This is a genomic window from Paraburkholderia sp. GW821-FHT02A12, assembly GCF_059422005.1.
Map to the genome: position 1 here is coordinate 2715627 of NZ_JBWKWA010000001.1, position 22756 is coordinate 2738382.

At 64.5% G+C, this 22756-nt stretch carries 16 protein-coding genes and 1 pseudogene; 7 read left to right on the forward strand and 10 right to left on the reverse strand.

Annotated features, from left to right (window positions below):
* Positions 1–10 precede the first annotated feature (10 nt).
* A complete protein-coding gene (locus AC07WT_RS12335; RefSeq protein ID WP_007182306.1) occupies positions 11–268 on the forward strand; it encodes a hypothetical protein in 258 nt (85 codons plus the stop codon).
* 177 nt (positions 269–445) lie between these two features.
* On the opposite strand, the gene AC07WT_RS12340 is transcribed toward AC07WT_RS12335, so the two are convergent.
* Positions 446–736, reverse strand: a complete 291-nt coding sequence (locus AC07WT_RS12340; protein WP_492591654.1) for a putative quinol monooxygenase — start codon at positions 734–736, stop codon at positions 446–448.
* A 615-nt stretch (positions 737–1351) separates the two neighbouring features.
* Between AC07WT_RS12340 and AC07WT_RS12345 the strand changes: the two genes are divergently transcribed.
* Positions 1352–2647 (forward strand): sensor domain-containing phosphodiesterase, encoded by a 1296-nt coding sequence (locus tag AC07WT_RS12345; RefSeq protein WP_492591676.1) that lies wholly within the window; start codon positions 1352–1354, stop codon positions 2645–2647.
* 124 nt (positions 2648–2771) lie between these two features.
* Here the strand turns inward: AC07WT_RS12345 and arfB are convergent, their stop codons facing one another.
* On the reverse strand, positions 2772–3176 hold the full coding sequence (gene arfB, locus AC07WT_RS12350) for an alternative ribosome rescue aminoacyl-tRNA hydrolase ArfB (RefSeq protein ID WP_494947307.1): 405 nt from the start codon (positions 3174–3176) through the stop codon (positions 2772–2774).
* A 178-nt stretch (positions 3177–3354) separates the two neighbouring features.
* Between arfB and AC07WT_RS12355 the strand changes: the two genes are divergently transcribed.
* Positions 3355–3996 (forward strand): VC0807 family protein, encoded by a 642-nt coding sequence (locus tag AC07WT_RS12355; RefSeq protein WP_494947308.1) that lies wholly within the window; start codon positions 3355–3357, stop codon positions 3994–3996.
* Between the two features lie 74 nt (positions 3997–4070).
* Here the strand turns inward: AC07WT_RS12355 and AC07WT_RS12360 are convergent, their stop codons facing one another.
* From AC07WT_RS12360 to recC, 3 genes are read right to left on the reverse strand one after another with little or no spacing between them, the layout of a single operon-like run.
* The gene (locus AC07WT_RS12360; RefSeq protein WP_494947309.1) at positions 4071–6176 is read right to left on the reverse strand and encodes an AAA family ATPase; all 2106 of its coding nucleotides are present in this window, start codon (positions 6174–6176) and stop codon (positions 4071–4073) included.
* Positions 6173–9865 carry an exodeoxyribonuclease V subunit beta gene (gene recB / locus AC07WT_RS12365; RefSeq protein ID WP_494947310.1) on the reverse strand — a complete coding sequence of 1231 codons (3693 nt, stop codon included), beginning with the start codon at positions 9863–9865 and terminating at the stop codon, positions 6173–6175. The genes AC07WT_RS12360 and recB overlap by 4 nt, the downstream gene beginning before the upstream one ends.
* Positions 9862–13266, reverse strand: coding sequence for an exodeoxyribonuclease V subunit gamma (recC, locus tag AC07WT_RS12370; RefSeq protein ID WP_494947311.1), 3405 nt, complete (start codon positions 13264–13266; stop codon positions 9862–9864). The genes recB and recC overlap by 4 nt, the downstream gene beginning before the upstream one ends.
* A 202-nt stretch (positions 13267–13468) precedes the next feature.
* Between recC and AC07WT_RS12375 the strand changes: the two genes are divergently transcribed.
* A complete protein-coding gene (locus AC07WT_RS12375) occupies positions 13469–15940 on the forward strand; it encodes an FUSC family protein (protein WP_494947312.1) in 2472 nt (823 codons plus the stop codon).
* A 67-nt stretch (positions 15941–16007) separates the two neighbouring features.
* Here the strand turns inward: AC07WT_RS12375 and AC07WT_RS12380 are convergent, their stop codons facing one another.
* Entirely contained in the window at positions 16008–16211 is a 204-nt protein-coding gene (locus AC07WT_RS12380; RefSeq protein ID WP_494947313.1) for a hypothetical protein, read from the reverse strand.
* A 241-nt stretch (positions 16212–16452) separates the two neighbouring features.
* On the opposite strand from AC07WT_RS12380, the gene AC07WT_RS12385 reads away from it, so the two are divergent.
* The 3 genes from AC07WT_RS12385 to AC07WT_RS12395 all read left to right on the forward strand — a co-directional run bounded on the left by AC07WT_RS12385 (position 16453) and on the right by AC07WT_RS12395 (position 19759).
* Positions 16453–17913, forward strand: a complete 1461-nt coding sequence (locus AC07WT_RS12385; RefSeq protein ID WP_494947314.1) for a trypsin-like peptidase domain-containing protein — start codon at positions 16453–16455, stop codon at positions 17911–17913.
* Positions 17914–18260: 347 nt separating this feature from the next.
* Positions 18261–19502: an alkaline phosphatase family protein gene (locus tag AC07WT_RS12390; RefSeq protein WP_494947315.1), complete on the forward strand. Its 1242-nt coding sequence runs from the start codon at positions 18261–18263 to the stop codon at positions 19500–19502.
* A gap of 2 nt (positions 19503–19504) precedes the next feature.
* Positions 19505–19759, forward strand: a complete 255-nt coding sequence (locus AC07WT_RS12395; RefSeq protein WP_494947316.1) for a hypothetical protein — start codon at positions 19505–19507, stop codon at positions 19757–19759.
* 700 nt (positions 19760–20459) lie between these two features.
* Here AC07WT_RS12395 and AC07WT_RS12400 read toward each other — a convergent pair.
* The 4 genes and pseudogenes from AC07WT_RS12400 to AC07WT_RS12415 all read right to left on the reverse strand — a co-directional run bounded on the left by AC07WT_RS12400 (position 20460) and on the right by AC07WT_RS12415 (position 22746).
* The gene (locus AC07WT_RS12400) at positions 20460–20891 is read right to left on the reverse strand and encodes a hypothetical protein (protein WP_494947317.1); all 432 of its coding nucleotides are present in this window, start codon (positions 20889–20891) and stop codon (positions 20460–20462) included.
* A gap of 79 nt (positions 20892–20970) precedes the next feature.
* The gene (locus AC07WT_RS12405; protein WP_494947318.1) at positions 20971–21315 is read right to left on the reverse strand and encodes a ribonuclease E inhibitor RraB; all 345 of its coding nucleotides are present in this window, start codon (positions 21313–21315) and stop codon (positions 20971–20973) included.
* A gap of 62 nt (positions 21316–21377) precedes the next feature.
* Complete coding sequence (locus AC07WT_RS12410) at positions 21378–22022, reverse strand: hypothetical protein (protein WP_494947319.1); 645 nt, start codon at positions 22020–22022, stop codon at positions 21378–21380.
* A 117-nt stretch (positions 22023–22139) separates the two neighbouring features.
* Positions 22140–22746: pseudogene (locus tag AC07WT_RS12415) on the reverse strand (tyrosine-type recombinase/integrase).
* Between the last annotated feature and the right edge of the window lie 10 nt (positions 22747–22756).

A 22756-nucleotide genomic window follows, 5' to 3' on the forward strand; every position in this document is an offset into this window, starting at 1 on the left:
GGAGGACAGCATGAGCAACATCCAGCTAGATATCGAATGGACTGAAGCAGCATCCCGCAAAATCGAAAAACTGATGCCGCGCGGCGGTCAGGAAGCGTTCCTCGCGCTGCCGCCCGTCGAGTGCCTGCCGATGGAAGGCGACGTGCTGTTTCTCGGCCCGGACGGCAAGCAGCAACCGTTCATCGTCGCGGAGCGCCAATATCATCACGATGGCGACGCCGACTGGACCATCATCCTGATTCTCGACGTCCCGCAAGCGACGCACTAAAAGCAAACGGCGAGCGAAGCACAAGCCCAATCGGGCCACGCGGCTCGCTCGCCGTTACCGGGCGGTTCACATCGCGCTGAACCGCCTTTCATCCGCTTTGCATTCCGCTTCGCGCCTCGCCTCACATCCCGCTTCACATCCCGCTCTGCATCTCGCGCTCACCCTGCAACGCACTCGCTACGCGATCTTCGACACGACGCGAATTTCCGCATGCTCGACCCAATCCGCCACAGCTTTCCTGTAAGCCTGAATATGCGCGGATCTGGCATGCGCGGCCAACGCCTCCTGACTTTCCCAGCGCTCGACAAACACGAACCGGCGCGGCTCCTCCACGTCGCGATGCAAGTCGTATTGAAGCGCGCCCTGCTCCTTGCGGGTCGGCCCGACGATGCCTTCAAGCGCTTCACGCAATTGCTCTTCATAGCCCGGCTTTGCCACCGAGATTGCGACCACCGCGATTTCCGCCATGCTTGACTCCATTTCACGAAAAGCAGCAGCATACCCGCCACCCGGCAAACGTGCAGGCGGCCAGGACCGGCCACCCGCCAAACGTCTGAGCACCGTCCTTGCCTGGAGTTTGGCGGGCATCCGCTTACCGCCCTGATACGCTCGGCTTTATAAGGTTCGGCTTTATAAGGTTCGGCTTTATAAGGTTCGGCTTTATAAGGTTCGGCTTTATAAGGTTCGGCTTCATAGGTTCGGCTTCATAGGTTCGGCTTCATCCGCGCGATTCATGGGCCAGTCTCAGAGGCTCAGATGCCCGAGGCAAACACCGGCGAATCACACGCAGACGCCTGCGGCGCCGTGTCGAACTCGCGTTCCGGCGGCCGGTTTGCCGCGAATCCACCGTTGCCCGCGTCTGTGATAACCCGCACATTCATGCGAAGTGCGAGCTGTTAGACTGGTTTTGACTAATCCGCCGGAGTCCAGCATGGCTGGTATCGCTCTCCGCGTTCCCGAGCCTTGCCTGCCTCCCCCTGCCGGCGCTTGGGCTTTGCATCTATCGCGCGCACAATCCGTTTGTGCGCCCCGTCACCCGCCGCTTGCTGCGATGTCCTTATGCCCGCTCTCATGTCCGCCCTTATGCCAACCGTCAGCGAATTGACCCTGAGCGGCCTGCTCCCCCATCTGGTCCGGGACGAGTCCGGCTGGACCGCGACGTGGCGCGCGCTGACCTTGCACAGCGTGTTCCAGCCGGTGCTGTCGGTGACGCATCAATGCGTGGTCGGCTATGAGGGGCTGCTGCGCGCGTTCGATCCGGTCGGCTTGCCAGTGTCGCCGGAGGTACTGTTTTCCGGCACGCGTTCGGCCGCCGACGCACGCGAGCTCGACCGCATCGCGCGCTGCCTGCACGTGGCGAATTTCATGGAGCAAGGCATCGAGACCGGCTGGCTCTTCCTGAATACGCGCCCGCAGGTATTCGAAACCGGCTGGCCGCAACGCGCCTTCATCGACGAGCTTTCGGCGCACTTCGGCCTGCCGCAGGAGCGCATCGTGATCGAAGTGCTCGAACAGCCGGCCGACGACGAATCCGCCGTCGCGAGCATGCTCGCCGCTTCGCAGCCGCGCGACTTCCTGATCGCGATCGACGACTTCGGCACCGGCTTCTCGAACTTCGACCGCGTGTGGCGCTTCCGTCCCGACATCGTCAAGCTCGACCGCTCGCTGGTGGCGCGTGCCGGCAAGCGCGAGGGCGACGGCTCGATGATCAGCCACCTGATCGCGATGCTGCATCAGTCCGGCACGCTGGTGCTGGCCGAAGGCGTCGAAACCGACGAAGAACTGATGATCCTGATGCAGGCCGACGTCGATTTCGTGCAGGGTTTCTGGCTCGGCCAGCCGCAGGGCTCGGTGCAGGCCGCGTGTGCGAAGGTGCCCGCGCTGATCGAGTCGATGTGGAGCAAGTTCGCCGACTACGAACGCGCGCATGCTGGCCACCAGCGGCTCGGCTTCGAGGGGTTCGCCGAAGCGGTGCTGGCCGCCGCCGACACGTTCAAAGCGACCGGCGATCTGCAGCAGGCGGCGCAAAACGTCTGGCATTTGCACGAGGCGCGCCGGGTGTTCGTCACCGACAGTCAGGGCGAACAGACTCAGCCGTCGGTGACAGCGGCGGCGGTGCCGTCGCCGCCGCCGCGGCTCGCGCCGCTCTACGCCAACACGCGCAGCAACTGGTCGCGGCGTGCCTATTTCAAGCACGCTTTGGCCGCTCCGGGGCGCGTCGCAATGATGGGTCCGCACTATTCGCTGGCCGACGGCGAAGACTGCTACACCGCGGCGATCGCGTTCGACTGCGACGGTACCCACGTGCTATGTGTCGACTTCGTGCCGACACCCTCGCCCGCCCGCACGCGTTCCACGGGCCGGGGCGGCAAGCGCTGAGCGTTTGCCGTTCGCCGTTCGCCGTTCGCCGTTCGCCGTTCGCCGTTCGCCGTTCGCCGTTCGCCGTTCGCCAGGCCGTTTTATGCCGGCATGACCGCCCGCGCCAGCGGATTTTCCAGTTCCTTCAGTCGACCACCCGGCCGCGGCCGGATTTGATCTCGCTGCGCTGCGCCTTGCCGTTGAGGCGGCGCAGATTCGACGCGCGCGTCGGCCGGGTCGCGACGCGCGGCTTGCGCGTCACGCTGACGCTTTCGATCAGTTCGTCGAGCCGCGCGAGTGCCGCCGAGCGGTTCATCTCCTGGGTGCGATGCTCCTGCGCCTTGATGATCACGACGCCGTCGCGCGTGAGCCGATGGTCGGACAGCGCAAGCAGGCGCATTTTCAGCACCTCGGGCAGCGACGAAGCCTGGACGTCGAAACGCAGATGGATGGCGCTCGACACCTTGTTGACGTTCTGACCGCCCGCCCCTTGCGCGCGCACTGCGGTCAACTCGATTTCATTCGGCGGGATCGGATAACGGGAGGTCATGACGCAATAAAGGGCTAGGAGATGCAAGTGTACACAGGGCGCTGCCGACTACCGACTACCATCGACTACCATCGGCGACCCAACCGCTATCGGCCGCGCCCGCCGATGCGAAAAACTATTTGCGTGCGAACAACCTATTCATCGATACTGCCATTTTCCGCTTACAGCGTAAATTAATATGAAGCTCCGCCCGGGTTTTGTACTGGAACTGGCCGTCAACTTCCTGCTGCCGTGGCTCGCTTACCGGTTCGCGCTGCCTCATCTGGGCGAAACGGGCGCGCTGATCGCGTCCGCCGCGCCGCCGATTATCTGGAGCCTGATCGAGCTGGCGCGATTGCGCCGCGTCGACGCGCTGAGCGTGATAGTCGTGGCGGGCATCGTGCTGTCGGTCGCGGCGATGGCGCTGGGCGGCAGTCCACGCATGCTGTTGCTGCGTGAATCGCTGGTGTCTGGCGCGGTGGGCGTGGTGTTTCTGCTGTCCTTGCCGATGCGCCGCCCACTGATCTTCTATCTTGCGCGCGCCACCGTCGCCCGTGAAATGGAGGGCGGCGCCGCCCGCTTCGAGGCATTGTGGCGCGAGCACCCTGCTCTCGCCGCTTCGCTGCGGCTGATGACGCTGGTCTGGGGCGTCGGCCTGACCGGCGAAACGGCGCTGCGTGCGTGGATGGCCCTCACGTGGCCGATCGAGCGTTTCCTGGTGGTCTCGCCGTTCATCGGCTACGGCATCTACGGCGGCCTGACGCTGTGGACGGTGTGGTATCGCAAGACCATGCGCAGCCGGGCGGAGGTGCACGTGCAGCCGGGCGGTATCGTGAACTGAGCGGCACGCCGCCTTTATCGTCCTTAACACTGTCCTCACTACGCGCCGTCCTCACTGCGCGCGCCATCTCCCATCTATGCGCCGCGCCACGCCTCGGCTATTCGTGCGGCCAGTCCCGAGTCGCGCTGTGTGGGCGTCGCGATGGCCTGCGCCAGCACGGCACGCGCGCCGACCACTTCGACCCGCTCGCGCGCGCGGGTAATCGCCGTATAAACCAGTTCGCGCGACAACACCCGGCTGAACACCGACGGCAGCATCAACACCGCGTGTTCGAACTCCGAGCCCTGCGACTTGTGAACCGTCAGCGCGAAGGCGGTGTCGTGCGGCGGGAGCGCCGCCGGCGAGACGGCGCGCAAACCGCCGTCGCCGGTGCGGAAGTACACCCGCAATGCGCCGCCGGCGCCCGGCAACGCAATTCCGATATCGCCGTTGAACAAACCGAGCGCGTAGTCGTTGCGCGTCACCATCACCGGCCGGCCGGCGAACCACTGTGCGCCGACCGCCAATGTCACGCCCGCCGCGCGCCGCACCTGCGCGGCCATCGACGCATTCACCTGATCGACGCCACGCGGCCCCGAACGGGTCGCGCACAGAATGCGAAAACGGTTCAGCGCATCGAAGAGCGGCAGCGGATCCGGCGTACCGGCTGCAAGCGCCGCGGCAAGCGCACCGGCATACGGCGCAAAGCCCGCGGCAAGACGCGCGACGGTGCGCTCGGCCAGCGTCGCCTGGGTGTCTTCGTGCAGCGCCGCGGCGCAGGGTTCAGCAGGATCGACGCGCAACACGTCGAGCGCCGCCTCGGCGGAGCCGTTGCGGATCGCGAGCGATAAGCGCCCGATCGGCGATTCGAGACCGAATCGGTAGTTGCGTTCGAGCCAGACCACGCTGTCGGCAAGCGGGCTCTGCGCGGGCAGCAATGCCGATGCTGGCGCCGGCGCGGAAGCGCTTGCGAACAGATCGTCGGGCGGCCCGCCGAAGACGCCTGCTTCGTCCGCGTAGGCGAACAGGTTGGGCGATGACGCATCGAAACCGTCCGGCGCGCCGGCATGCGCGAAGAGGTCGTCGGGTCCCGCATCGAAGCCGTTCGGCGCCCCCGGCAATGTCTGCGCGAGCCGCGCCGCCTCGGTACCGAGTGCGTCGGCGATCCGCTGCAGTCCTGTGCGCGTGAAAGCCGGCCGCGCGCTGAGTTCGGCGAACACCGCGCCGGCCTCGACGGCCGCTAGCTGGTCCTTGTCACCGAGCATCACGAGACGCGTGCGCGGCGCAATGGCATCGAGCAGATGCGCCGCCATCGCGACGTCGATCATCGACGCCTCGTCGATCACGACCACGTCGTAAGGCAGCGGATTGTCTCGGTGATGCCGGAAGCGCCCGCCCGGCCCGGAACCCAGCAGCCGATGCAAGGTGTACGAGGTCTGCGGCAGCCGCGCGGCGAGTTCCGGCGGCAAATCGCCGGCGCGCGCGAGCAAGGCTTCCTGCATCCGCTGGGCCGCCTTGCCGGTCGGCGCAGCCAGCGCAATGCGCAGATCTGCGCGTGCATCCAGCAGGCAGGCCAGCACGCCGACCACGGTAGTGGTCTTGCCGGTGCCCGGACCGCCGCTGACGATCGTGAGCCGTCCGGACAAAGCCATGACCGCGGCGACACGCTGCCAGTCGATCGCGTCGTCCCGCGGCGGGCCGAAGTAGCGCAGCAGCCGATCGTGCAGGGTTTGCGCGGTGGTGGCCGCTTGCGCCTCGTCAACACTCGTACCCGCCCCAGCATGGGCGACCAGCGAGCGCGCAAGCCGCCGCTCGTAATCGTAGTAGCGCGCGAGATAAAGCCGACCTTGTCCATCGATCACCAGGGGCCGCAATGCCGCCGCGCTTTGCGAACCGTCGCTGGCCATCCCGCTGGCGAAGAGCGCCGCGCGCACCTCGGCGCTCGAGGCCTCGAAACGCCGCGCGAGCACTGGGAGCGGCACGCAAACGTGCCCTTCGGCAGTCGCGCGGCTTGCGGCAAAGGCCGCACGCGCAGCCCACTTCGCCGCCTCTGCGGGCGCGCCGCTACGCCGCGCCAGCGCACCGATTCGGCGGGCGAACCCTTCGGCGAGCGCGGTGCTGAAATCGGCCGGCCCGGACGCGTTCACCTCGATATCGTCGAGCGCCGGCGGCGCAAGCGGCGTCTGGTCGAATGTGCTCATGCCGCACCTCCGATCATCGCCGCGTCGAGCAACGCGACCAGTTCGAATGCGGGCCGGCGCATGTGCACGCCGGCCGGCCCGTCGGCGTCGCGCCACTCCGGACGCACGCCGCGCACGAACAGATACAGATAGCCGCCGATGTGCGTGTCGTACGCGTAGTCGCGCACCCGCGTATTCAGATAGCGATGCAGCGCGACCGTATAAAGCAGCCCCTGCAAGTGATACGCGTGGCTCGCCATGGCCGCTTCGAGCGGCGCCGCGGCGTAGTCGGCGGCGGTGTCGCCCAGATGGTTCGACTTCCAGTCGACGATCCAGAAACGTCCGTCGTGCTCGACGATCATGTCGATAAATCCTTTGACGAAACCGCGCAACACGCCCGGCTCCAATGCGACGTCGGGATATCCGTGCTCGATCAGCAACTCGCGCAATGCGGGAAAATCGAGCGACGGCGCCGCAAACAGAAACTCGAGTTCGTTCAGACGCCGCCGCGGATTCAGTTTCGCGAGCGCCATGCCGGGCAGCAGTTCGGTCGACACCACATCGGCGATCAGCTTATGCATCATCGCGGGCAAGCGCGCCGCGAGTTCCGGCACGGCCGGCGCCGGACGCTCGCGCAACGCACCCCGGATCGCGTCCGGCCACGTGTGCGGCGCGGTGAAGTCCGCGAGTTCGAACATCCGGTGCAGACAGTCGCCCGCCGCCGCGCCGCGCGGAAACGCAAGAATGTCGTCCGCTGCGTAGGACGGCGCTTGCGGCGCTGCCAGTGGCGCAGGCGCGAGCGCGTCGGCAATCTCATCGTGGTCGGGCCGCACCTCTTCGGCCGGCGCCTGCATGTCTTCGACTTTGCTGCCGGCGGCGATCAGGCCGCTGAAGCTCGCCATGCGCCACTGGTCGCGCAGCGGCCGGCGACTGACGCGCGCCTGCATCCGCGCGCCGCGGTCCTGCATGCTTTCCAGCGGCACGCGGCGCTCGACCCTGGGCAAGGCTTGCAGCGCAATCGGGCCGCCGGCCAGCGCCTGCCACCGGGCGGACAAGGCTGCTTCGTCGGGCGGATCGGCAAGCCAGTCGTCGAAGCCGTGCCCGCTGCCGCCCACCAGCCAGTTCAGCACGCTGCGCCGCGACTCCTTGGTGGAGCGCGACGACACGTACGTGCCGGCGACCAGGTAGCAGCGATACACCGCGCGTGTCAGCGCCACATAGACGAGCCGCGCCCGCTCGGCCGCCTGTTCGCGCGCCGCGTAACGGGACGCGCGCTCGGCTTCGTCATCATCGCAGCCGTAGTGCAGCACCGCGTCGCCCGTTTCGTCGTGATACTCGCGCGCATCGGGCAAACCCGACGACGGCGGATCGCGCAGCGCGCCGTCGTTCAGAAACGGACAGAACACGACCGCATATTCGAGCCCTTTCGATTTGTGGACGGTGACGATCTGCACGAGGTTGCGATCCGACTCGAGCCGCAATTGCGCATCTTCACCGCCGCCTTGCTCGCGTTGCGCGGCCAGCCAGCGCAACGTGGGCGCGATGCCCGGCTGCGTGGCGGCGCGCGCCTGCACGAGTTCGGCCAGATGATTCACGTTCGTCAGACGCCGCTCGCCGTCGGGTCCGGCAACCAGCCGCTGCGCGACCCGCAACTCGCGCATCAGCGTGCGCCACATCACTGCGAAGCCGCGCTCATGCCACAACGTGCGATAGCGCGAAAAGCGCTCGACCCAGCCCATTGCGTTGGCGGCGTGCGCGGGATCGCCGGCCGGTGCGGGCGCGTCGGCAACCTGCTCCAGATGCCACAGCGCGGCGGCGTCGAGGCCCAGCCAATCGGTGGCGAGCGCAGCGCGCAAGCGGCGCAGATCGCCTGGCGTATCGACAGCGGCCAGCACGCGCTCGATCTGCTCGGCGTCGAGCGTGGCGAACACCGAGGCCTGCGCCAGTTCCACACTGCCCACGCCCCATGCCGCCAGCACGCGTTTGATCAGACTGCCCTGCTTATGCGTTTGCACCAGCACCGCAATGTTGCCCGGCGCGAGCGGCGCGCCGCCGATCGTCACCGTGTCTTCGCGCGCGCCGCGCAGGAGCCGCACAATCTCGGCGGCGCATGCTTCGCTCGCCGCGCGCTGGGCCTCGCGTTTGGTCAACGCAGCGTCGCCTTGCGGCAAGGTCCAGATCCGGAAGTCGCCCGCGTTCGCCTCGGGGTCGGACAGCGGCGGCCGGCGCCGCTCGCCCGCACGCACCGGCTGATAGCCGAGCCCGTCGAGCACGAATGCCTGCGGGTTAGCTTCGAACAGACGATTGCAGGCCGCGACGATGGGCGCGGTCGAGCGCTGATTGACGGCCAGCGTGTAGCACGCCGAAGCCGCCGCGCGCGCCGCCAGATAGGTATGCAGGTCCGCCGCGCGAAAGCTGTAGATCGCCTGCTTCGGATCGCCGACCAGGAACAGCGGCCCGGCCGGCGCGAAGATGCGGCTGAAGATCGCGAACTGCAGCGGATCGGTGTCCTGAAACTCGTCGATTAGCGCCGCCGGATAGCGCGTGCGCAAAGCATCGGCAAGCCACGGATGCGCGGCCAGCGCGCGATACAGATTGGACAGCAGATCGTCGAACGACACCACGCGGCGTGTGCGCTTGCGCGCCACCAGTTCGGCGGGCGCGTAGTCGAGCCAGACCTGCACGAGTTCGAGCCAGCGCGCGCGTTGCGCGGCTTCGGCCGCGGCCACCGCCGCCGCCAGTTCGTCGGCATGCACGAAGAACGGATGCTCGGGCGGTTCGAACTTGACCTTGGTGGCCTTCTTCAACGCCGACGCCGTCAGCTTCAATGCGGCGCGCGGCGGCGGTGCATGGGGATCGCCCTGCGCGAAGTAGTCGGCCCATGCCTGGATCGCGGCGCTGACGGCTTCCGGCTTGTGCGAGGTCTTGCTCAGACGGTCCTGCGCCTCGGCCAGCAAACTGACGATCGCGTCGCGCTGCGCGTGCCAGACCTCGCTAGCGGCGTCGAAACCCGCTTGCGGATCGGCTGTGCTTCCGTCTGCATCGACACTGCCCCAGCGCAATTGCGCGAGCGGCTTTTTCAGACGCCGCGCCAGTTGTTCGTCGAACGATGCGGGGCCGGCGCGCCTCGCCACCAGCCATGCGGCAAACGCGGGATGCGCATGCGCCACCGGTTCCACTTGCTCGCGCCAGAAGTCGGCGGCCATTTCGAAACGCAGTGCGGCGTCGTCAGCTTCCATCTCGAACGCGAACGGCATGGCGGCGGCGAACGGCGCTTCCTGCAAGGCGCGCTGACAGAACGCGTGGATGGTGTGAATCGCGGCCTGGTCGAAGGTGCGCAGCGCGCGGCGCACCCTCTTCAAGGCGTCCTCGCGCTCGATACCCCGCTCCGGCGCCAGGGTCGTCTCAAAGAGACGCTGGATGAACGGATCGCCGCCGTCGTCGTCGGCTTCGATGGCCCGGTGCAGTTCCGCGAGCCGGCCGCGAATCCGCTCGTGCAATTCGGCGGTCGCCGCCTTCGTGAAGGTAACGACGAGGATCTGATCGGCGTTGAAGTTCTTTTCGAGCAGCAGCCGCACGTACAGCGCGCAGATGTTCCAGGTCTTGCCGGTTCCCGCCGACGCCTCGATCTGGTTGACGCCGTCGAGCGAACAGGCGAAAACGTCGAGTTCCCCGGCGGCCAGCGCGTCGTTCCGAAGCGCGCCGCTCATGATGCGCTCCGCAGATGCTGGACGAGCGGCTTGAAGACGATCGACGCGAGGCTCCCGAACGGTTCGTCGAGCGTGAGCGGCGTGCCGCGCAGCGCGATGCGCAAAGCCGGGTCGTCGGATTCGCCCCGCACACGGTCGTTGATCCATACGCCCTGGGCGGCGGAGTCGCTCTCGCTGACCTTGGCCCAGGCGCTCTTCGGGAAAAAGCGCAGCGGCAACCTGCGTCCCGCTCTGAACAAGGCGGCAAGCGGCGCCAGTTGATCGAGCGGCGCGGCCACCGGCGTGAACTCGAAACGCTCGCCGCTGCCATGCCAGACCGTGCGGCGCGGGCCTGAAGGCAACGCCGCGCAATAGACCAGATGCGCGAGCCATGCGGACAGGTAGTCGCGCGCGGTGGGTTTGGCGTAGCGGAAAATCACTTGTCCTGTTTCGGTCAGCAAATTCAAGGTGCCGTGCAGTTGCAACGGGGTTTCGGCGGCATTGCGAAGCGCTGCATCATGCGGGCCGAAGAGCGTATCCGCCATGTCGCCGCTGTTGGCACTGTCGGCACTATCGGGCCAGCGCGGCGCGATATCGAGCACGAACGGCAAGCGTTCGACACCTGAGGCCACTTCGCGGCGCACGCTGTCCGCGAGCTGGCGCAGCGCGCCCAGTTCCCGTGAGCGCCACACAGCGCCGGTCGCGCCGCCCGGCAACTCGGGACTCGCTTCGGCGACGCGGCGCACGCGTTCGAACCTGCCGTCATCGTCTTCGAGATCGCTGTCGAGCAGCACCGGCAATAGACGCTCAGCCAATGCGTCACGGCCCGCATAGTCGAGTTCGAAAGGCTCGGTGTCGAGCAGTTCGCCCTGCGCCTCCGACAACACGATACCCAGCCGGTCGCGCAGCAAGGCACGCGCCGGATGACGCCAGAAACGCACGAATTCGTCGAAGGCAACCGGAGCGGCGTCTTCGGCCGGCAAGGGTCGATCGAAGAACGGCGCAGCCGGAGAAGCTTGCGGCGCGGCCAGCAAACTCGCCAGTTCCGCACGATCGGTGTCGTAGGTGAAGAGCCCGTGCTGCGACGAAAAATAGTCCGATGCGAAGGCCTGCAGCGGATGATCGACGATAAACGCATGCCGCGCGGCTTCGATCTCCGCGGGGCTCGCGTCTTCGCCCGCCGAGCCTGCCGATACCTGCGCGAGATGATCGAGCAATTCGTCGACCAGCGCGGCGGGCGGCAACGGTGCATTGTCGCGGATGCTGCGGCCCGTATAGGCGATGAACAGACGGTCGCGCGCGGCCAGCAAAAGATCGAGGAACAGGTTGCGCTCGTCGTCGCGGCGTTGCCGGTCGCCGGCTTTGCCGAAGGCGGCCATCAGGTCGAACTCGTCGGCGCGCGCGAGACTCGGCAGCACGCCGTCGTCCATGCCAAGCAGACAGACGATGCGATACGGCAAGCCACGCAAACTGGTCAGCGACGAGAACGTGACGCTGCCCCAAGGCACGCCGCCGCGCGCCGGGTCGTCGAGCGCCTCGGTGAGCGCGCCGCGCACCACGGCGGCCGGCAGCGCCACGTCTTGCGCGCCGGCCTCCATCGCGTCGCCCATCTTGTCGATCGCGTCGCGCACGGTGGCCAGCGAATCGGCGAACTCGACCCCGCCGTCGAAACACTGCGCGAGTGTTTCGAGCAGCAGTTGCGTCCATTCGGCAGGCGTTTGTTCGACCGCGCAACGCTGCGCGAAAGTGTCGATATCGTCGACGAAACGCGACAGCCGGCCAAGCAGTTCGGCGTCCGAGCCGTCCGCGCCTTCAACCGGCAGCCACGCGTCGACCGGCTCGCCGCCGTCAGGCATCGCGTAGCCGAGATACAAACGCGTCAGCGCGTCGGCAAAAGTGTGGCGCGCGACCGGCACGTGTTCGCCGACCGGCTCGACCGGCGCAAGCCCGCGCCGCGCGCCGGCTGCCGCAAGCCATTCCTGCGCGGCTTCGAGCGCGCTTGCGTCGATCCCGTAACGGGCCGCGATGGCATCCACCCGCAGCCATTCGATCAGATCGGGCGCACCGACGCTGCGCTCCGGCAACGCCAGCCAGTCGAGCAGCAAGCGCGCCACCGAATTCGCCTGCGAAGGCGGCAGCCCCGTGATCCGATACGGAATGCGGCGCGTATCGCCGGCCGGCGCGGTGCCGAACACCGCATCGATCAGCGGCCCGGCCGCCGCGAGATCGGACACGGCGACCAGCACGTCGGACGGCTGCAGGCCGTCGAACTCGTCGAACCAGCCGAGCAGGCGGTCATGCAGCACTTCCAGCTGCCGCGACAGGCTGTGACACACGTGTACTTCGATACCGCGCTCGACGGGCAGCTCGTCGGTGTCCGTTTCCGCTCGCAGATCGAGAATGCCGTTCTGCACGGCGGCGAGCCAGCTCGGCGCGGGGTTTGCGGTGAAGTCGCCGGTCTCGCCGGACGCGGCGCTCTCCGTCAACTCGTGCAGCATGTGCAGCTGCGCCTGGGTCTGGCGGCCCCACTCCGCCAGCAGCGGATGGCCGACTTCCTGATAGTCAAGCTGACCGGCTGCGTCGAGCGCTTCGACTCGCCCCGCACTGACGACGTCGAACCAGAACTCGCGGCACGGGTTCATCACGTACAGACGCACATCGACCCAGCGCGACAGTTCGCGCAGCAACGCGACGTGCAGCGGCGGCATGGTCGGCAGCGCGAACACGCTGACGGCTTCGGGCCACTGCGCGTTCGAGATCGCTTCGAGATCGAGCGTGCCGATCTCGTCGAGAAAGCGATAGGCGGGCGGCAATGCGGCCGCGGGCGTTTGCGCGTCGCCCGCCACCTCGGCGAGCACCGCACGCCACAGCGCGGCTTGCCAGCGCTCGTCTTCGCGTGCCGCTTCGCTCGCGCCAGTCAGACGCGGGCCGGTGTCGTCCGCGGCGCCGCTGGCGAAGATCGAACCGCCCTTCTGCCATTGCAGCAGCCACTCCGGGCGATAGGTCAGATAGTGGTCCAGCACCGTGGCCACGCGCCGCGCCAGTTCGTAGCGCATCGACGCATCGGCCGCATCGAGATACGTGCGCAGGCGCGGCGATGCGTTCCACGGCAGCGCGGCGTCTTCATCCCCCAGCAGCCGGTAGCAACGCCATACGAGCCGGTCCGGTGCGAACGGCGAATGCTTCGGCACCTCGATCACGCCGCCGATCTGCGTCCACAGCCATTGCGCGAGGTAACCAAAATTTACATTTGCGCAGATCCCCTGGCGAGCCGCGATATCGAGCTCGAGCCGGCGCCGCACCGCCGCGCTCGGAACGATGACGGGCTGCGCGGCCCAGGGATCGGAGGGCGCTCGCGCCAGGTCGTCGAGCAACGCGCCGACAAGGGTTTCGTAGCGGTTCGAGTAGAAGAGCTGGAGCATGGAGTCGGGGTAAGCGCGCGGCGCGAACGGAACAGTCGGGCCGCAACAGACATCGAGGCGACAGCATAACAAACGCGCTACCAGGGCATAACCCGGCCAAACGGACGAGGTCGGATCGCCGACAAAATCAGTTAGACTCGACGGCAGTTTGGGTCTGTCCCTTCAACCGCTGTTTTCTCTGTGAATGGAATCCTGGCAGTCGATGCGCTATTCGGTCGAGATAAAAAAATTCCTCTATAGCCAGTACTTTTATGGCGGCCTGCGCATCGCAGTCGGCGTGTCGTTACCGGCTGTACTGTGCCTGATCGTATTTCACGATCGCGAGCTTGGCTTCACGATCGCGACCGGCGCGCTCGGCGCGTGCGTGGTCGATATGCCGGGACCGCTCAAGTACAAGCACAACGAAATGCTGGCGTGCAGCGTGATCGGCTTCCTGTCCGCACTCGCCACCGGCCTCGCCACGGTCAACTCGGTGGCGCTGTGGTGCACGGTCGTACCGCTGACTTTCGTGCTGTCGCTGATCGTTGTGTATGGCAACCGCTGGCCGCAGATCAGCTTCGCCACGCTGTTCATGATGATCATGACGCTCGAGGAGCATTTCACGCCGATGCAGGCGCTCGTCAATGCGTCGTGGATTCTGGCGGGCGGCCTCTGGTACACCTACTGGTCGACCCTCGTGAGCCGCTGGATGATGCATCGCATCGAACAGCAGGCGCTCGCCGAAAGCGTGTTTGCATGCGCGGACTATCTGCTCGCGCGCGCGGCGTTCTACGATCTCGATAACGATCTCGACGAGTGTTATCGCAATCTGGTCGACAAGCAGATCGCCGCGGTCGATCGCCAGGAGGCCGCGCGCGACATCGTGCTGCGCAACCTGCCGAAGCTGAAAACCGGCCGGCTCGAACCGCGCCGCGCGATGCTGTTCAATCTGTTCATCAACACCGTCGATCTGCATGAGCTGTTTGTCGGCACGCATACCGACTACCCGCTGGTGCGCAATACGTTCGGCGGTTCCGATCTGCTGGTGTTCTATCGCGATCTGATTCGCAAATCCGCGGCCGATCTCGAAGAAATCGGGCTCGCGGTGCTCCAAAACCAGGCACCGCGCACACGCGTGAATGTGAAAGCCGAATTGCGCGCCATCGAGTTCGAGATCGAACTGATGCGCAAGCAGGATCTGCCGTCCAGAAACCCTGAGGCCTACTCGGCGGTGTCGGCCACGTTCCGGCGCATCTGGAGTGCGACGCGGCTGATCGACAAGATGCGCAAGAGCCTGTCGAGCGACGCCCGCGTCACCGAAACCGAACTGCGCCTCGACCAGGCGCTTTCGCGCTTCGTATCGAGCCGCCGCGTGCCGTTCGGGCAGATATTCTCGAATCTGACGATGGCCTCGCCGAGCTTCCGTCACGCGCTGCGGGTGACGATTGCGGTGGCGGTCGGCTTCTGGCTCGGCCGCCTGCTGCCGCTCACCAATGCCTACTGGATCGTGATGACCACCGTCATCATTCTGAAGCCCGGCTATTCGCTGACCAAGCAGCGCAACGGGCAGCGGATCGTCGGCACGCTGATCGGCTGCGCGGCCAGCATCGGGCTGATGGTGTTCGTCAAGGAACCGCACATCCTGCTGGTGGTGATGTTTGCGTCGATGGTGATGAGCTACAGCCTGCTGCTGTTCAATTACACCGCGAGCGTAGTGTTCACGTCGTCGTATGTGTTGCTGATGTTCCATCTGCTCGCGCCGGGCAGCATGCGCATCATCGGCGAACGGGCCATCGATACGGTGGTGGGCTGCGCGATCGCGATTGCGGCGAGCCATCTGTTCCCGTACTGGGAATACCGGTTGATGGGCAAGCTCGTCAACAACATGATCAACGCGACCCGCCAGTATCTGGAAGCCAGCTGGTGGTGGAGCGGCAAACCAGCCGCTGCGGTTGCGGCGACCGTGACCGAAGCCGGCGCGCGTGCGCCGGCCGCGGCAATGGCGGACCCGGCGATCGGGTTCGGCACGCCGGCACTTGCGGTTGCCGGTGCGAATGCGGGTTCGAGCGCTGGTGCGAATGCAGGTGCGGTTAGTGGCGCTGGTGATGGCGGAGGTACGAATCCGGGCGCCACTGCCGTCAGCGCCACCCCAGCCAAACCAGCCGCTGCCGCGTCTCCTGCCGCCGCAGCCGCCGCTACCGCACTCGATCGAGACTATCGCTACCGGCTCGCGCGCAAGAACGTCCACGTGGCGTTTGCCAATCTCGGCCAGGCGTTCCAGCGCATGATGCTGGAACCCAAGTCGGCGCAGAAGTTCGTGCCGGAACTGAACGGCTTGCTAGTGCGCAGCCACGTGCTCGCCTCACAGATCACGGTGGCGGCGCCCTTGCTGCGCACCTCGGCGCAACAACCGGAAGGCGTCTCGCTGCAGCCGCTGCAACGCGCGCTGAGCATCGTCCGCGACAATCTGACCGAAGCCGAGGCAGGCAACGCGCCGCCCGCCGATCAGGGCGAGCAGATCAGGCAGTTGACGCGTGAGCTGGATGCGATGGTGGTCGAAGCGGAGAAATCGCCGGGCTATTCGGCGGACGCCGTGCACGATCTTAAATTGCTGGCGCATCAATGCAAGCAGATGCTGGCGGCGTCCGCGCTGATTCGCAAGGATGCGAGCGTGATTCGCCTGCCGGAGGAGTGAAACCTCCGAATACCGCGACGTGCCACGGCGAAACACGCCGCGGCACAATGCGCCGCCCTTCAGCGCGTTATTGCGAAGCGCCGCTCGCCGCTTTGGCTGCGACAGCGGCCGCACCAGACGCAATCGAAGGCGCCGGCGCGTTCTGACGGTCGAAATCGCGCTTTTCGGTGATGGCGTTATAGAAGAGCGTGGCGATCACCAGCAACACCGCGACCACGATAAAAACAGCAATGCCGAGAGTCGGGTTCTTCTTGCGCAGTGGCTTGTTCATGAGGCGGGCTCGGTTCGCGAGTCAGTCGCGGATGATGTCTGGGAAGGCGGCATTCTACGCCCACTGAGCTTGCACAAGGCTTGCAGCCAGCACGCAAGCTCAGCAGACGTCTCCCAGGAATAGCGCTACCTACAATTTTCCTGTTGCTCCGCTATAAATCATACTAGGCGAGGGTCACGCTTTTTCGCACCGGCGCTTCACGCGCCCGGCCCGTGCATAACACCCGCTACGGAGGCGCACTGTGTTTGACCGGACTCTTGCTCGCACCTTGTTCCACGCTGCCGTGATAGCTGTGTTTATCTCTTGCTATCCTTGCCTGCAGCCGACGGCGAACGCCGCGGGCGCGGCTCCGCTGCCTGCGAAAGAAAAGCGGGTTTCATCGGCCAACGCTTCAGCACCGGTCGACTTCCCGACCATCGTAGAGCGATACGGACCCGCCGTCGTGAATATCAGCGCGACTGCCCCGGAGCAGCAATCGTCGCTGACGGCTCTCCCGGCAATCGATGCCGACGATCCCCTTCTAGCGTTCGTCAAGCGCATGGTGCCGCGCTCGCAGACATCTCAGGACAGTTCGCCACGCGTCATCACCGGTACCGGCTCCGGTTTCATTGTTAGCCCCGACGGCCTCATTCTGACTACCGCTCATGTGGTGGATCAAGCCGCCGAACTAACGGTCAGACTGACCGATCGACGCGAATTCAAAGCGAAGGTCCTGGCGGTCGACACTCAGAGCGACGTCGCGGTGATTCAGGTCGATGCCACAAAGCTTCCGACCGTCAAACTTGGGGACTCGTCGCGGGTACGCGTCGGTGAACCGGTTCTGACGATCGGGTCGCCCGACAGCTTCGAGAATACCGTTACCGCCGGCATTGTCAGCGCCACCTCCCGCACGCTCCCGGACGGAAGTAGTTTGCCGTTTTTTCAAACCGATGTCTCCGCCAACCCGGACAATTCGGGTGGCCCACTGTTCAACCGTGCAGGCGAGGTGATCGGCATCGACGTGCAGATTTATGCGGACTCGGACAGGACCCCCAGCCTGACCTTCGCCATCCCGATCAACCTGGCGGCCAAGGTGCGATCGCAGGTGCTAGCCCTGCGCGCGACATCTCCGGGCGGCCTTGGCGTGGAGGTACAGGACGTCGGCCCCGGGTTGGCGGTGGCCTTTGGCCTGCCGCGACCGGCAGGTGCGCTGGTCAATTCCGTCGCGCCCGGCACACCGGCCGCCTCGAGCGGCCTCAAGCCAGGTGACGTCATCATACAGATCGGCGACAAGACGATTGACCGCTCGGCCGAACTCGGCGAGGCTGCTGCTGATCTGCTGCCCGGGACGAAAACCACACTCAAGCTGATCCGCAATCGAAGACCGATGACGACGACGGTCATGGTCGGCGCGTCCGCGGAAAGCCCCCAGGCTCGGCAAAGCGAAGGTGGCGCAACGGATCGCCTGGGCTTGATCATGCATCCGCTGAGTCAGGACGAGCTGCACGCCCGCGACCTTGCCGTAGGTCTGATGGTGGACAGGGTCGAGGGGCCGGCGGCGCGCGCTGGCATCCAGCCCGGCGATATCGTCCTTTCGCTCAACGGCACGCTGGTCGAAACGCTGGCGGAAGTGGCAGCGCTGGAAGCAAAGGCAGGCAAGGAGATAGCGGTGCTCATACAGCGCAACAACGCACGCAGCTTTGTTTCGGTCAAGCCTAGATGAAAAGCCCGGCGCGTTGAACAACAACTTCGGTACCTTTGGCTATGTGATTATCAGTATCTTCGCGCCAAGCCGGATTGCATCGATTCTGATTTATCGCGCGAAGCGTTTCGATGATCTCGGAGTCAGCCGGTAGCCGTGAGCGAGAACCTGGTTTGGGCGTCCGGCAAAGCTCACGGTCGCCTGAATCTCTCAAAAGCAGACGTTGAAACAGGATGACCGCGGGCGGATCACGGGTGGCCGCTTAGGCCGACTTACCGCCCGCGATCAACACTACGCACTACTCAAGTAGACGCTTTGATCAACGGCAACCCTTAGTCCACGGCCGATAAACGACAGGAGGAGGCTCCATGAATGCAAACGCACCGACCGCATCCGCGCCGGTCCAGACTCCCATCCAGCATGTGTTCGTGCTGATGCTGGAGAACCGATCGTTTGACCACCTGTTTGGACTGTCGGGCATACCCGGCATCGTCGCGGCCACGTCCGGGAATGCCAACACCTACGGCGGCACTGACTATCCGTTCGGCGGCGACGCGCCCGACCAGATGCCCACCGACCCCGGACATGAGTTCACGGATGTGGTCGAACAGCTTTGCGGTGCGGGCGTCCAGGTCCCGAACGGGCGAGCTTACCCGCCGGTCAACAACTCCGGCTTCGCCTCGAACTACGCGACGACCCGGACCGAAGGCAATCCGCCACAGACCGCCGACGTGGGCAAGATTATGCTGGGTATCAACACCGCTACCCAGTCGCCCGGGCTGTACAAGTTGGCGACACAGTTCGTGCTGTGCGACGGCTGGCGCTCATCGCTGCCCGGCCCGACCTGGCCGAACCGGTATTTCGTGCACGGTGCGTCCTCGGCCGGCCTCGACCATTCGCCGACCTCTGCTGAAATGGGCGAATGGGAGGCCGTGGACGGCTTTGCCTACCCGAAAGGTTCGATCTTTGATGCGCTGGTCAAAGGCAACTACCGTCTCTACCAGGATGACTCGGGTTCGCTGTCGGGGCGCGTGCCGCAGGTCTCGTCCATCAAGGGCATCAGCTTCTTTGACGTCGACGACCTGTCGCACTTCGAGGCCGACCTCGCGGCAGGCTACACCGCCCGCTATACATTTATTGAGCCGAACTACGGTGACATCGCGCACGATACGTACGAGGGCGGAAGCTCGCAGCATCCAATGGACGGTCTAGCCGGCGGCGACCAGCTCGCGGCCCGCGTCTACAACGCGATCCGCAACTCGCCGCAGTGGGAAAGCAGCCTGCTCGTGATCCTCTATGACGAGCACGGCGGATTTTACGACTCGGTCAAACCCGGCGCCGCGGTCCCGCCGAACGACGGCGCGGCCTCGACCCTGAACACGAATGGATTCCTGTTCGATGTCTACGGTGTGCGCGTCCCCGCGATCGTGGTGTCGCCCTGGGTGGCACAAGGCCAGGTCGACCACACGGTGTACGACCACGGCTCGGTGCTCGCAACCGTCGAGCAACTGTTCGGCCTCCCGGCGCTGACCGACCGCGACCGGAACGCCAGCAACCTGCTGTCCCTGCTCACAACGACCTGCCGCGCGGACTGCCCGCAAAGGATCTGACCATGGCCCAAGCACCCTCCCCAGATCCGCGCGACAACGAGCCTTTGCGCGACGGCACCAGTCTGATTGCCTTCCTGCATGTGCTGAGGAAAGCCCATATCGCCCTGGTTGGGCGCCATAAGGCACATCAGCGCTTCCACCAGGTGGCCACGCGTGGTGACGCCAAAAAATACGCCGAGGAACTGATGCCGCTGCTGCTGGCGGAACGCGACAAACACCGGCAGGCGCGGCGCAGTGGCCGGTTGGCGCCTCCGTGACGGCCTTGTCGAAAGGGATGCGCCGACGTGGTGGCTCGTGTGTCGATGCCGAGCCCACATTCGGGTGGTCGTTGCAACACCATGAGCGCAACGAAGCGCAAGCGGAACAAGGCAACCGTGGCGCGCGAGGAGCGGGCGTCTAGCGGTGAGCCGAGTTGAGCGGCAGCTTTGAAGTGGCGTCAAACTGCCGAGATCAAACATGTTACCGAATAGGATGTGGGTCGATTTCTGCCCCTCGCATAACAGCGGCGTGCGGGCGAGGTCTGCGTCAGAACGCGTTCGGCCGTCCAACCACTCCGCCATCCGGGCCGCGTTCTGCAACATATGCTGATGATGCACCAGCGCCTCCTCCTTGTATGACGGGGCTTTGGGGTCCAACCCACGCTGCACACAAAAGCAATCGCTCAAAAGCGGGATGTTCTTGCGATTCAATGGCCGGTCGCTGCCTTTCGGCGATCGGCGGCAGTCGGCCCGTTCAAGACGTTCAGTCTTCTCAAAAGCGGTCGTCGCGCCTGATGACCGAGCTGCCGCCTTCTTGACTTTCCGCGCCGACCGACGAGCGCGTGGCCTTGGGGTTGCTTGACAATGTGGAATGGCATCTCAATGGTGGACGAGGCTGCGTACTGACACATTGAGTGTGTAACGAAGGCACCACGCACGACCCGTTCCATCAGTTCCGGCTTGTTCACCGTTGATTCGATCAAAGCGGGTTCTCTGGATAATGCTTAGCGATGAATAGCAACGCCTTCTTCTCGGCATCGGTCAACTTCGCGTCGGGATTTCGACTGTGTACGCCGAGCCGATATTTCCTGTCGAGCCCTAGCACGACGTTATGGGTATCAATCGGCAGAGGCGCAATCGAATCAATTTCGCATGCAAGCTTTTCACCTTCCTTCGATATATAGACTCCCTCATCGAATGATTCCGACAGACCCGTCATCAGATTGAACCGAAAGTTGACTTGGGTCGTTACAGTCCTCGCCGAAAGGCTGTCGTTCGTGACAGACGTCACCAGGCAGATGAGGCTCGGCTCGTGATCTGGATTGCACCTTGGAATAAAGCGGGCATGGAAAATGTCGCCGACGACCAAGCTCCGCAGCGCAGCTTCTTTTTTTGACAGATTGTTTCTCATAACTCCTCTTGGCAGCGAACTCAGGCTTTCGGCGAACGGTTTGCTTCGCTTGAATTAAAGCTGTTAAAGCCCCGCTTGGTTAGGCAAGCTTCTGAACGACACACCCCCACCCGTCATAGTCCAGCCCGAATATTTCACAGACACAAGTCATGAACCCAGAAACGGATAGGATGTTGTGCTGTTGGATTGGCATGTGAACGACGACCAGAACGCTGTGAGCGCCATCTGATTGTTGCACCGTGGCAACCCCATACCGGTAGTCATTGACGAAGCCTGCCGCAATCGAAGCTTTCTCTCCGGAGGGCGCATGCAGTAGAAAGGAGACGTCACGATGTACGCTGAAATTATCCCCTCGGGCGTCAAGCTTGCGCAAAAGCTCGACGTCAGCGGTTGCTATATCCATCAGAGTTTCGATAACTGCCATTCGCGGTACCCCAAAAGTGTCGTTATGAGCGGCTACCTTCGGCAATTTACTACCGTCGCCAGTCATGAGGTGTTTTGCTGGCTTGTACCCATTCGTGCTTTGGCCGCGCGAATGTATGCGTCTGTCTGCCACTCCTCGTAACCTAGAAGGAACCCCTCCATGCGTTCAAGCGATTCGTTCCAGCCAGTCACTTCTCCTGTATGCCAAAGAAGTATATAGGCGTCGATCCGCCACGCTTCGTCCGGTCGCGCATACAAAACGCGCCTTGTACGGTAGCCTTTGAGAACCTTTGTTCCGACGTACTCTCTCTTTACAAATCGTCCAGCCGCCACATAAGGGTCGAATAGCCGCTCTGGAATCACACTGTCGTCTGTCAACGATGGATATTCGTCGGCGAAAGCGGCAAAGGGTTTCACGCCGTCAAGCATCAGCGCAAGCTCCCGATCTGTGTGGACCTGGTAAGGAAGGTCGTCAAGCCAATGACGGGGTCTCAGAATTGCTGAGGTCGATTCTCCAACCGAGAAACCGAAATACGCTGAAATTCTCGCCGTCTCGTGCGCGTCTAACTCATAGACACAACGTGCATCAAATTCCTCGTCCTCCAGTAAAGAGGAAACGACAGACGGATCTGGCAGTTCGATCGGAAAGCTCTTTGCAGGACACGCGGTGGCCGCATCGATGATTTCGAGGATGAATTTAACGATCATGTCGGAGTCCCCAAAGTTTGGCGCTTCAGATTGTCGCCAATCTAGCACCATCAGTCCAATGACCGCACCTGGCCGGACAGCGACCGATGGCCAACCGCCATCCTGCTCTGCTCGCGTTCAAACCTCCCTCTGCTCCGCCATCTCCAGCGCATCGTCGACCTCGATGCCAAGATCTCGCACGGTGCTCTCCAGCCTGGTATGCCCGAGGAGGAGTTGAACAGCACTGAGGTTCTTCGTCCGACGATAAATCAGCGACGTGCCGTATGCCGTGTCGTCCAGTCCGGTCGACGCAACCCAGCGATGCACCAAACGCGAATACTGGCGCGTCGAGAGATGAGGTGACTCGTAGAGGCGGCTTGAGAAAAGGAAGTCTGGCGCTGCCTGTCCGGCCGCCTTGATCCATGCGTCAACGCTATCCCGCGCTTGCTCTGTTATCTCGAACTGAACCGGTCGCTGCGTCTTCCGCTGCATGATCGGCGCCCGACTGGCGACGTGCTCCCCGTGGCATATGTCACGTACCTTAAGTTTGGTCAGGTCGCACGCGCGCAGTTTGCTGTCGATGGCCAGAGTAAATATAGCGAGGTCCGTCCCGGACGCGCGCCGAAAGCTGCAGACGGATGCGAATGGCCCAGATTTCCTTGAGCTTCAGCGGCGGCTTCTGCCCCGTCAACCTGCCTTTGTTCCAAGGTACTCGGGCGGCGGTTCCTTCTTGAGGCGCTTTCATGACTATCTCC